The 11,415-nt window shown below is 40.2% G+C and carries 9 protein-coding genes; 8 read left to right on the top strand and 1 reads right to left on the bottom strand.

The window, feature by feature from the left end:
- The first annotated feature begins 5 nt into the window (after positions 1-5).
- The 3 genes from G529_RS0113380 (at position 6) to G529_RS0113370 (ending at position 4,099) form a co-directional block, all read left to right on the top strand.
- Positions 6-1,061: a zinc metalloprotease gene (locus G529_RS0113380; protein WP_026916007.1), complete on the top strand. Its 1,056-nt coding sequence runs from the start codon at positions 6-8 to the stop codon at positions 1,059-1,061.
- A gap of 122 nt (positions 1,062-1,183) precedes the next feature.
- Positions 1,184-2,968 (top strand): mechanosensitive ion channel family protein, encoded by a 1,785-nt coding sequence (locus G529_RS15965; protein WP_051201483.1) that lies wholly within the window; start codon positions 1,184-1,186, stop codon positions 2,966-2,968.
- Between the two features lie 81 nt (positions 2,969-3,049).
- Complete coding sequence (locus tag G529_RS0113370; protein ID WP_026916006.1) at positions 3,050-4,099, top strand: mechanosensitive ion channel family protein; 1,050 nt, start codon at positions 3,050-3,052, stop codon at positions 4,097-4,099.
- Here G529_RS0113370 and G529_RS0113365 read toward each other — a convergent pair.
- Positions 4,096-5,892, bottom strand: a complete 1,797-nt coding sequence (locus G529_RS0113365) for a glycoside hydrolase family 15 protein (RefSeq protein WP_026916005.1) — start codon at positions 5,890-5,892, stop codon at positions 4,096-4,098. The two genes, G529_RS0113370 and G529_RS0113365, sit on opposite strands and share 4 nt — an antisense overlap.
- Before the next feature lie 95 nt (positions 5,893-5,987).
- Here G529_RS0113365 and G529_RS0113360 point away from each other — a divergent pair, with 95 nt between their 5' ends.
- From G529_RS0113360 to G529_RS16290, 5 genes are all read left to right on the top strand, one after another.
- The gene (locus G529_RS0113360; protein WP_026916004.1) at positions 5,988-8,201 is read left to right on the top strand and encodes a bifunctional alpha,alpha-trehalose-phosphate synthase (UDP-forming)/trehalose-phosphatase; all 2,214 of its coding nucleotides are present in this window, start codon (positions 5,988-5,990) and stop codon (positions 8,199-8,201) included.
- A 137-nt stretch (positions 8,202-8,338) separates the two neighbouring features.
- On the top strand, positions 8,339-8,623 hold the full coding sequence (locus G529_RS0113355) for a YtxH domain-containing protein (RefSeq protein WP_026916003.1): 285 nt from the start codon (positions 8,339-8,341) through the stop codon (positions 8,621-8,623).
- Positions 8,624-8,786: 163 nt separating this feature from the next.
- A complete protein-coding gene (locus G529_RS0113350; protein ID WP_051201460.1) occupies positions 8,787-10,085 on the top strand; it encodes a M28 family metallopeptidase in 1,299 nt (432 codons plus the stop codon).
- A 148-nt stretch (positions 10,086-10,233) separates the two neighbouring features.
- Entirely contained in the window at positions 10,234-10,419 is a 186-nt protein-coding gene (locus G529_RS0113345) for a hypothetical protein (RefSeq protein ID WP_026916001.1), read from the top strand.
- Between the two features lie 10 nt (positions 10,420-10,429).
- Positions 10,430-11,338: a PRC-barrel domain-containing protein gene (locus tag G529_RS16290; RefSeq protein WP_051201459.1), complete on the top strand. Its 909-nt coding sequence runs from the start codon at positions 10,430-10,432 to the stop codon at positions 11,336-11,338.
- Positions 11,339-11,415: the final 77 nt, after the last annotated feature.

Below are 11,415 nucleotides of genomic sequence, written 5' to 3'. Positions count from 1 at the left end.
ACATTATGAAAAAAGTTTTTCTTGGAATGGCAGCTATGGCCTTCCTATTTGCTTCTTGTGAGCAAGACCCTACAGAAAACAATGTTGACCAGGAAGTAGCTCAGGTGGACATGAGTGATTTTTATCTTTACACAGATGCCGAGGCAGACGGCAAAAAGACGGAAGATGACAAAACGAAGTGTTACTCTATGAGGAACCTTAATCGCTTACTAAACGAGAACCCTGGATTGCACAAGAAAATGTATGACGTGGAACAAAACACACGATCTATCCTGGCGAAAAGTACTAATGGCAAGGGCAAACCAGGATCTGGTGGTGGCGGAACTACCGAGCCGCCAGCTGGTGATAATCTTGGAGTAGTAAATATTCCAGTTGTGGTTCATGTAATTTACAGCAATTCGCAACAAAACATTTCAGATGCTCAGATCAACTCTCAAATCGCTGTATTAAATGACGATTTCAGAGCTTCTAATGGTGATGTAAGCAACGTCCCTAGCGAATTCGCAGGTCTTGTAGCAGATTCTGAAATTTCCTTCTCTTTGGCTGGAGTGAATAGATACAGCAATTCAAGAGCAGAATGGGGAACAAGAGACGATATGAAATATGCGTATCCTCCAACATCTCCATCTAATACATTAAATATCTGGGTTTGTAATATTGGTGGTGGAATCCTTGGATATGCTCAATTCCCTGGTGGACCGGCATCAACTGATGGTGTTGTAATTTCTCCACAGTATTTTGGAACAACTGGTTATGTAGCGGCTCCATTCAATAAAGGTAGAACAGCGACTCACGAAGTGGGACACTACTTAAACCTGCGTCATATCTGGGGTGATGGAAGATGTAGACAAGATGACTTTGTAGCCGACACTCCATCTTCTGATGGACCAAACTACAGCTGTCCTTCTTACCCAACTGTTAACTGTAGATCTACAGATATGACAATGAACTACATGGATTACACGAATGATGCATGTATGTACATGTTCTCTGAAGGTCAGAAAGCTCGAATGAGAACAGTTTTTGCCAGTGGCGGACCAAGAACTGGTTTCGTGAACTAATTAGCTATAATTATAACCACAATGAAAGCCACCATAAAGGTGGCTTTTTTCGTTTGGAGATATCAGGATTGTATTTGAAATTTAAAATTCTGTATCTTAGTGGACCGACCAAAAAAGAACTCATGAACCGCTCCTTCACACGGCTATGGCTGTGTCTTTCTATTTTATTTTTTTTAAACCAATCGGCTTTTGCTTTACAGCAGAATCAAGAGATTCGTAAATCCGAAGATCAGGAACTACCTAGCAAGGAAACGGTTCTTAGCGACTCTGCAGCTGTCGCTACGAATGATATTGGTAAATATGCAGACGCCTATTACAAAACGCAGCAATGGAATGATGGAATTGGATTTCCTCCTAATACGATCAATCTTCAATCTCCACAGGCAGCCCTTGAGCAATTTATAGTGCAGTCCAGAAATGGCAATTACGAAGAGGCTTTATATGCCATGAACTTCAATTTATTGCCTGATAATATCTCTAAAGCAGACGCAGCAATTCTTGCTGAAAAACTACATTTCGTTCTCGAGCAACGAATTTCAATTGGCTGGGATGGATTGCCAGATCGTCCAGATGGGCAGATTGATGTTAGTACCTCAACAAACAAAGCTGTGGCAGGAAAACCCAGGCGAAGTATTCTGTTTGGAACCACTACCCTGGACAACAGGGATATCGCTTTCAGGGTACAACGAGTAAAATATAAAGATGAACATCCAATATGGTTAATTTCATCTCAAACGGTGGAGAACACAGAACCTCTTTATACCGCTTATGGTCCAAGAAGACTGGATAGAATGATCCCAGACTGGATAAGCTTCGAGTTTCTGGGAATTCCAATCTGGAAGGTTATTGGTACTTTGTTACTAATCCTGATCTGCTATCTAATAGCGAAAGTCATCAGTGCATTAATAAGAAAAGCTTTTGCTGGTGTAGATCGTTACTGGATAAGAAATATCGCTTACAGACTCGCCTCTCCGGCCGGAGCAGCAGTTGGAATCCTGGCATTCTATTTATTGCTTAATAATCTTATATCTTTTACTGGATCGCTGGCTAAAGGCATTTATACTTTCATCCTGATCGTTCTCATATCAATATTTACCTGGTTGATTATGCGGGTAATTGATTATGTGATGGATTTCTTTGCCGTCCATAAAGTGGGAGATGTAAGAACGGAAGAGGATAATCAGGCGAAAAGTTTGATGACCTACATTTCTGTGGGTAGAAGAATATTTATTTTCATTGTAGTGATCATTGGAGCGTCGGTCATCTTTTCCCAGTTTCCTTCTCTTGAGAAGTTGGGAATTTCTTTGATGGCTTCCGCAGGAATCGCCACCGTGGTAGTGGGTATTGCTGCGCAAAGTACTTTGGGTAATATTATAGCTGGTATCCAAATTGCTTTAACCCGTCCTGCCAAGATTGGTGATGCTGTTATTATGGAAGGGGAATATGGATTTGTGGAAGATATTACCTTTACCTATATGGTTGTTAATACCTTTAAATTGAGAAGACTGGTGATTCCTTTATCTGATGTGATTACTGAAAGTTTTGAAAACCTGTCCATGTCTAATCCACAGAACATCATGGAGATTGAATTGTTTGTAGATCACCGGGTGGATGTTCAGAAGGTGCGTGAGAAATTTTCCGAATTATTAAAAGCGTCAGACAACTGGGATGGAGATGAAGACAGGTCGCCGCTGGTAGAAGCATCTGGAATGGATCATAATTACCTTAAATTAAGATGCCTGGTAAGTGCAAAAGACTTTCCAACCGCCTGGACACTTCACTGCGAGCTTAGGGAAAATATCATGCGTTACATTAGTGAACTGGAAGACGGAATCTACCTTAAAAAGGAACGTATCGCAATGGATCATAAGCATTCAGAAGAAGCAAAAGAGGACGAAAAGAGCTAAAACGTTGTAGGTTAATCTTCTGTGAACCCAAGGAGACTCCTTTCTTAAAATTTTAATTTAGAATATCTTAAACTGTGGAATATGCTCGAACTGGAAAAAAGCGGACTCCTATATCTCGTGTCTGGACTTATCATATTAATGCTGAGTTTTGGTCTGGCGTTTTATATAATCAGGAAGCTCGGTAAAAATCCCAGGAATATTCTGCCGGTTGATTTTGCCTATAGGATAAGGTTGCCATTATTGATCTTCCTCTCCTCGATCATCGCCAGAATTGCGATTATCAGCAAGATCTTTAGGTTTGAAGCTACTTATGAAATCGTAGGTCATTTGAGTACGGTGGGCATCATCCTGAGTGTTGCCTGGTTTCTTATACTTCTGTTCAGAGTAGTTAAGAAGAGAATGCTCAAGAAGTATGATATGGCTAGTGACGATAATCTCAAGGCCAGGAAAGTCTATACGCAGTATATGATCCTGGAGAACATTGTCATCTTTATCATCATCATCCTTGCCGTTGGAATTGCCCTGATGAGTTTTGAAAGTATACGTTCTGTGGGAATAAGTGTACTAACCTCAGCCGGTATTGCGGGGATTATCATAGGGCTTGCTGCCCAGAAAGCCATTGCTACCCTGCTGGCAGGGATACAGATCGCTATTACACAACCCATACGCCTGGATGACGTGGTGATCGTCGAGGGTGAATGGGGCTGGATTGAAGAGATCAATCTTACCTACGTGGTGGTTCGGGTTTGGGACAAAAGAAGACTGGTAGTGCCTACCACCTATTTTATCGAGAAAACCTTTCAGAACTGGACGAGAAGTTCTGCAGATATCTTGGGAACTGTATTTATTTATGCTGATTATGGATTGCCTTTAGAACCTCTCCGGGAGGAACTCACCAGATTATTGAACGGAACCCCGCTCTGGGATGGGAACGTGAATGTTCTCCAGGTAACAAATGCTTCGGAAAAAACCGTGGAGCTAAGAATACTGGTAAGTGCCAGAAACTCTCCAACAGCCTGGGACCTTCGGGTATATTTAAGAGAAAAATTACTGGATTTCATTCAAAAAAATTACCCGGGACATCTTCCGAAGGCCCGGGTAAGTATAGAAAAAGATCAGGAACTAACTTAATCATGAAATAAAGCATTTTCAGCTGAAATTCCCTTGGAGAAATTAGCTGCAGTTTCTATGAGGGCAAGATGTGAATAGGCCTGCGGGAAATTTCCCAGCAAACGTTTTGTTTTAAAATCAATATCCTCACTAAATAATCCCAGGTGATTACTATAAGACAATAATTGATCAAACATATCCTTAGCCTTCTTCTTCTCCCCTATTTTATAAAGGCTATCGATCAACCAGAAGGTACAGATTGTAAATGAAGAGGTTGGTTTTCCAAAGTCATCGTTATTTTTGTATCTGTACATAAGACCATCTTCACACAATTCTCTTTCAGTAGCCTGAACTGTACTCACAAATCTTGGATCATCTGCTTCAATAAAACCATAAGGTTGCATTAACAAAGTAGATGCGTCCAGGTCTGCTGAACCATAAGATTGGGTATAGGCCTGCTTTTCTTCATTCCAGCCATTCTCGTAAATGTCCTGGTAAATCTCTTCTCTAAGGGCGATCCATTTGGTATCGTTAATTCCCATTCTTAAGACCTCACCAATCTTTATAGCCCTGTCTACTGCTACCCAGCAAAGTAATTTCGAAAATACGAAATGTCGGTCTTCTGTTCTAAGTTCCCAGATCCCTTTATCTGGTTTTTTCCAGTTCTCTTCAACGATCATGACAATACCCCGAACTACGGTCCAAAGCGCTTCAGAATTTTCAAGCGAAGTCTCAAACATTAGGAATTGCTGGTAGATCACTTCCATTAATATTCCGTAGATATCGTTCTGCTTCTGAATATATGCAGCATTTCCTGTACGTACAGGACTGGATCCCGAATAGCCTTTTAAATGGCTTAGAATATGTTCTGTTAGTTCTTTTTCACCATTGATGCCGTACATGATCTGGATCTTTTCATCCTTATGTGGAATGATGTCAATGATGAACTGAAGGAAATCCTTTGCAGATTTAATATGTCCAAGACCGGCCATCACTTTGATTACCATAGAAGCATCACGAATCCAGCAGAAGCGATAATCCCAGTTTCGCTCTTCTCCTATAGTCTCCGGTAAACTAGTAGTGGCTGCGGCGAGCACCGCTCCAGATTTTTTATAACTCAATGCTTTAAGGACCAGGGCACTTCTCATGATCTCATTACCGTAATGTGTATACCTGGTGGTGTTGTCTGCCCAGTTCATCCAATAAACCTTTGTTCTCTGGAATTTAAGATAGGACCTGTCCAGCGTTTGTTCTACCAGTTTTTCATGATAACCTACCAGGCAATATGCGTTTCCGGTCAATGTAATCTCCCTCTGCTCCAAAATATCATTTAGGCTGAAGCTTGAATACAAATAGGCAGAGTCATATTTACCTTCTTTTGTAAAACTCTTTATATAATCACCTTTGTTTTCATTATAAGTCTTTTCCCTGGCAAAGTCCAGTTTTGGATCATATTTAATGCTGAATTTTGGCGTGCCTTTTATCAATCTGAAAAACCTGATAACATCCGGCGGAGCATAGTAAGAACCATCTTCACGGGGATACCTTGGCATAAAGTCTATGAGCTGAAAGGCATCGGTGCCATTGTCAAATACCGTACTTAAAATATTGGTTTCCCAAAGGTATTCCTGTGTAATCTTATAGTCATCACCTATCTGTATTTCAAAACTTCCTCCAATTTCATCGTCAAGTAATTTCGCGAAAACTGCTGAGGAGTTAAAATTGGGCATACAACACCAATCCAGAGAACCTGTTTTTGAGATCAATGCCGCGCTTTTACAATTGCTTATTATTCCGTAGTCGAGATTATCCATATATCTTAAAAATCTTATAAATCAATGGCTGTCTTAAATGATTTTCGGAAATTTAATAAAAATCAATTTCGCGACCACGGCATTTATAATTAATTATGAGCAAAACAATCATTATTTCCAACCGCTTACCATTGCAAATTTCCATTTCTGAAGATCATCTCGAAGTGACGCCCAGCGTAGGAGGACTGGCCACAGGCCTCAAATCATTTCACAAGGATGGCGACAGTATATGGATAGGATGGCCCGGGATGACCGAAGAAGAAATCCCCGAAAATCTGAAGGATAAAGTGCAACAAAAGGCCAGGGAAGAAAATTGTGTAGCCGTCCATCTAAATGCCAAAGAGATCGACGGCTTTTATTATGGCTTTAGCAATCGTACGATCTGGCCACTCTTCCATTACTTTATGGAATACACCGAATCTGACGATAACTACTGGCATACTTATAAGGAAGTAAATCAAAAGTACGCAGACGAGATTTTAAGACATTATAAAGAAGGTGACGTCATTTGGGTGCACGATTACCAGCTGTTACTGGTTCCAAATATGGTAAGGGAACAGGCACCAGATGCTATCATTGGATTCTTCAATCATATTCCTTTCCCGTCTTATGAAGTCTTTAGAACATTACCCTGGAGAGATGAAGTTTTAAAAGGCATGCTGGGAGCAGATCTTATAGGATTCCACACCTATGATTATGAAAGACATTTCTTAAGTTCTGTAAGCCGTATTTTACGACACCAGGTAGATTTTAACCAGATCACTCTTCCAGACAGGATCGTAAAAGTAGATTCGTTCCCCATGGGTATCGATTACAGGAAGTTCGAGCAGGCTGCGATGGACCATTTCGAGAGCACTTCCGCAGACCAGTCTGAATTACAGAAAAGACTGGATCATCATTTGGAATCCACTCCAGATGCCAAGTTGATCCTTAGCATAGACCGGCTTGATTATACGAAAGGAATTGCACACCGTATAAGAGCTTACGAATATTTTCTGGATAAGAACCCTGAATATATCGAGAAAGTACGGCTGGTGATGCTCGCCGTGCCATCAAGATCCAATGTACCTCAATACCGAAGACTGAAAAGGGAGATCGATGAACTGGTTGGCCGTATTAACGGTAAATTCTCTACGGTGAGCTGGACGCCTATCTGGTATTTTTATCGTTCCATGCCTTTTGAAAATTTGATCGACCTATATACTACCTGTGAAATAGCGCTGCTAACACCAATACGTGACGGTATGAACCTGGTAGCCAAGGAGTATATTGCAACACGAACAGATCATACAGGCGTCTTGATTTTGAGTGAAATGGCGGGTGCAGCACATGAGATGAACGAAGCGCTGATCATTAATCCTAACAATTTTGAACAGGTTGCAGAAGCTCTGAAAACCGCTTTTGAGATGCCTAAAGAAGAGCAGATCGAGAGAAACAAAATGCTTCAGAAGCGTTTAAGACGATATAGTGTAGAAAAATGGGCTGGTGATTTTATGAAATCCTTGACTTCTACACAGGAGAACAGAGATTCTTTTCAGTCCATCAAGATCAATTCTGAAATTTCAGAAGATATCATGAAAAGGTTCAGCAATGCTAAGAGAAGAATCCTGTTTATCGATTATGATGGTACGCTGGTAAACTTTACAGACAAGCCGGAAAATGCCCGTCCTGATGCTGATCTTAAGGAACTTATCCGTGAGCTAAATGCAGATGAGAGAACAGATGTTATTCTCATAAGCGGCCGGGATAAGGATACTTTAGGAACCTGGTGGAAAGACGTACCTGTTGAATTGATTTCTGAGCATGGTGTGTGGATGAGACAGATTGACGGTGAATGGGAATTATCTGAAAACGTGAAAAGTGAATGGATGGATGCCGTAAGACCGGTGATAGAAAATTTTGTTGACAGAACTCCAGGAACTTTCATTGAAGAGAAAAATTATTCGCTGGCCTGGCACTATCGAAAAGCAGATCCTGAACTAGGAGAGATTCGTGCCAATGAGTTAAGTACAACTTTGAAAGAGCTTATTTCCAATCGTGGTCTAAGTGTTCTGGAAGGTAATAAGGTTCTTGAGATAAAAAGTAGTGGCGTGAATAAAGGAAAGGCATCGACAAAGAAACTGGTTGGAAATGACTACGATTTCATATTTGCCATCGGTGATGACTGGACAGATGAATATATGTTCGAAGATCTTCCGGAAGATAGTGTAACCGTAAAAGTGGGTATCAAGAAAACGAGTGCTAGATACTATGTGGAAGGCACTCCAAAAGTTAGAACTTTACTTGAAAAATTCAGGTCTAACAGCTGATTAGATTTAGGTGTTAAATAATTTGTGAATAATATTTAAAGTTTAAATATACATTAACTAGCAGAAGTCGCCGTAGGTTCAAAATCTCTGTAATTTAGCAGCTGAATTTAAATCGAACCAATTTAAAACCAAATTCTATGAAATCAGGTAAATTATTGTTAGGACTAGTATCAGGAGCAGCTGCTGGAGCAGTACTTGGCTTACTATACGCACCGAAAAAAGGAACAGAAACAAGAAAAACTATTGCTGATACCAGCAACAGTTATATCAAAGACGCGAACAGAGGAATCAACGATTTTACAGATTCTTTGAACCACAAAATGGAAGCGCTTAAATCTAAGACTAAAGCTGGTTTCGCTAGCAACAAATCTGAAGAAAAGATCAACCAGGCTAAAGCAGAAATGCACGAAATGCAGGCTTAATTTAGTGAGGTCTTAAAGATCAAAAAATTGAAGCTCCGGTACTCCCGGAGCTTTCTTATTTTATAGAATTAAATAACTTCCCTATTTTTAAAAGAAATTCTCATTTATGATAAAAACTACTCTAAAAACCGCTATTCTCTGCTTTGGTCTAAGTACACTCTCTATGACTTCTGAAGCTCAAGATACAGATCAAAAGATCTATGAGATTATTGACGACGTAAGTGCAGATCGAATAGAAAGTGATATTAGAAAACTTGCAGGATTTGGTACAAGAAATACTTTTAGCGACACTGTATCGAATACACGCGGAATTGGTGCTGCCAGGCGCTGGATCAAATCTGAATTCGATAGCATATCCGCAAATTGCAATAAATGCCTCGATGTGTTTTATCAAAAGGATTATGTGACCCCGGAGGACGGCCAGAGAATTCCAAAAGAAGCATGGATAGTTAATGTAGTTGCCATTCAGAAAGGCAGCAAGTATCCAAATCGCTATGTCATCATGAGTGGTGATATAGATTCAAGGAACAGTGACACTATGGATTTTACGACCGATGCTCCCGGAGCAAATGACAATGCCAGCGGAATGGCTGGAACCATAGAAGCTGCCAGGGTATTATCCAAATATGACTTTGAAAGCAGTATCATTTATATAGGACTTTCTGGAGAGGAACAGGGCTTATTTGGCGGTAAAGGTCTGGCTGAATATGCCAAAAAGGAAGGCTGGGATATCATTGGAATTCTGAACAATGATATGATTGGAAACATTGAAGGAGTGGATGGGGTAATCGATAACCGCAGTTTCAGAATTTTTTCTGAACCCGTTCCCCCTACCGAAACTGAAAACGAAAGAAGAATGAGAAGATTTTATGGCGGAGAAGTTGATGGCATCTCCAGACAACTCGCCCGGTACATTCATTCTAATGTAAAAAGCTATATGCCGGAAATGAATCCAATGATGATCTACAGGCTGGATAGATTTGGACGTGGAGGTCATCATAGACCATTTAATGACCTGGGCTTTGCCGGAGTGCGTATCATGGAGGCTCATGAAAATTATAACAGGCAGCACCAGGATATTAGAACTGAAAATGGAATTGAGTACGGTGATGTTGTTGATGGAGTAAATTTTGACTATGCTGAAAAGTTGACCGCAGTAAACGCTATTAATCTCGCCGCCCTGGCCTGGGCACCACCATCTCCTGCAAAGGTTGAAATTGGTGGAATCGTTGAACCAAATACCAGGTTGAGATGGGAAGCGGTGGATGGTGAGATCGCTGGCTACAAGATCTATTGGAGAGATACTACTTCTCCCCAATGGCAATACTCAAGATTTGTTGGAGACGTCACCGAGTTTACCCTCGATGGTATAGTTATAGATAATTACCTGTTTGGAGTTGCTGCAGTAGGTAAGAATGGACATGAAAGTCTTGTGGTTTTTCCAAGTGGTACCTTTAGATAATTACTAGTTTATCGCTTCATATTTGAACAGCCAGGCATTAGTCCTGGCTTTTTTTATGCTTTGTTTCTAATTAACAATACTTTACACAATACTTAAATCTTTTTGGCACTCCTCTATAGTACTTTAGAATAACCAAAAAATCAACAATATGGCAGAAATCAAAATCAGAAAGAAAAAACCTGTATGGCCATGGATTCTCTTAGTGATAATCCTTGCGATCGTTGCGTTCTTATACTTCTATGGAAGCATGGATGAGAACGATGAAATTGATGAGACCGATGATATCACATGGATACATCCACACTCTAATGAAGAAAATAAACTCCATATTTAAAGAACCGATTATGAGTACGAAAGATAAACACCTGGTGCATTTAAGCCAGCTAAAAGGATATAAAGTAGATAGCCATGATCATGATATTCGCGGCTGGAAGCTATTGGATCGAGATAAAAAAACAATAGGAAAAGTAGACAATCTTCTGGTGAACAAAGAGCTGGGAAAGGTTGTATATGTGGATGTTCAGGTAGAACAGGACATCATTGACAAAAACCATGATCCATATTCCATTGAGCATCAAAGTAAATTCAAAGAATTTATCAATAAGGAAGGAGAGAATCATATCATTATCCCCATTGGACTTATAGACATTAATGCTTCTGAAAAATATGTATATACAGATGGCATAAATTATCAAACTTTTGCTGAAACCAAACGCTATCGCTCCGGTACAGACATTAGCAGAAACTATGAACATCATGTTCTGGGTTCTTATAACAGAGACAAGAATTACAATAACCAGGAAAAATTGCATAGAACTGAAAGTGCCTATAGAGATGAAACCAGCTTAGATGAGGAACGGGACTATGGTTACGAAAGACTTTCAGCAGAAGAAAGAAGACTGGAACAGGAAAGGCAGAATTTAAAATATTCGTCCAATGACCGTAAAGCTGCGATAGATGAGCGTCGTACTACCAGCCATTTCGATACTGAAAACTTAGATCGTAGGGCGAGTGAAAAATATGATTCTTCGGGACAAGGAACTTTTAGCGATCCCGATCGAATTGGGTCCTCTCACAAAGACTCCAGACGTCCCGTAGATGATCACCATAGATCTCAGGATTTCCATGACCGCAATACTGGATTTAAACCAGAAAAGTCGATAGACGAAGATCGACACTGGCAACATGATGATCGTAATTTTGACGACAACGATGATTTCTATAATCGCAGAGAATTCAATAGAAGGAAATAGACAAAAGGGACTTTAAACGGTCCCTTGCTTTATTTTGGGGATAAAATTTGATTCAGAGAAAATTACTAACTTGAAAT

This window comes from Christiangramia portivictoriae DSM 23547 (assembly GCF_000423045.1).
In the GTDB taxonomy this organism is placed as follows: Bacteria; Bacteroidota; Bacteroidia; order Flavobacteriales; family Flavobacteriaceae; genus Christiangramia; species Christiangramia portivictoriae.
Note: the sequence above shows the minus strand (reverse complement) of the source record. Positions and strands in the feature narration are given on the sequence as shown.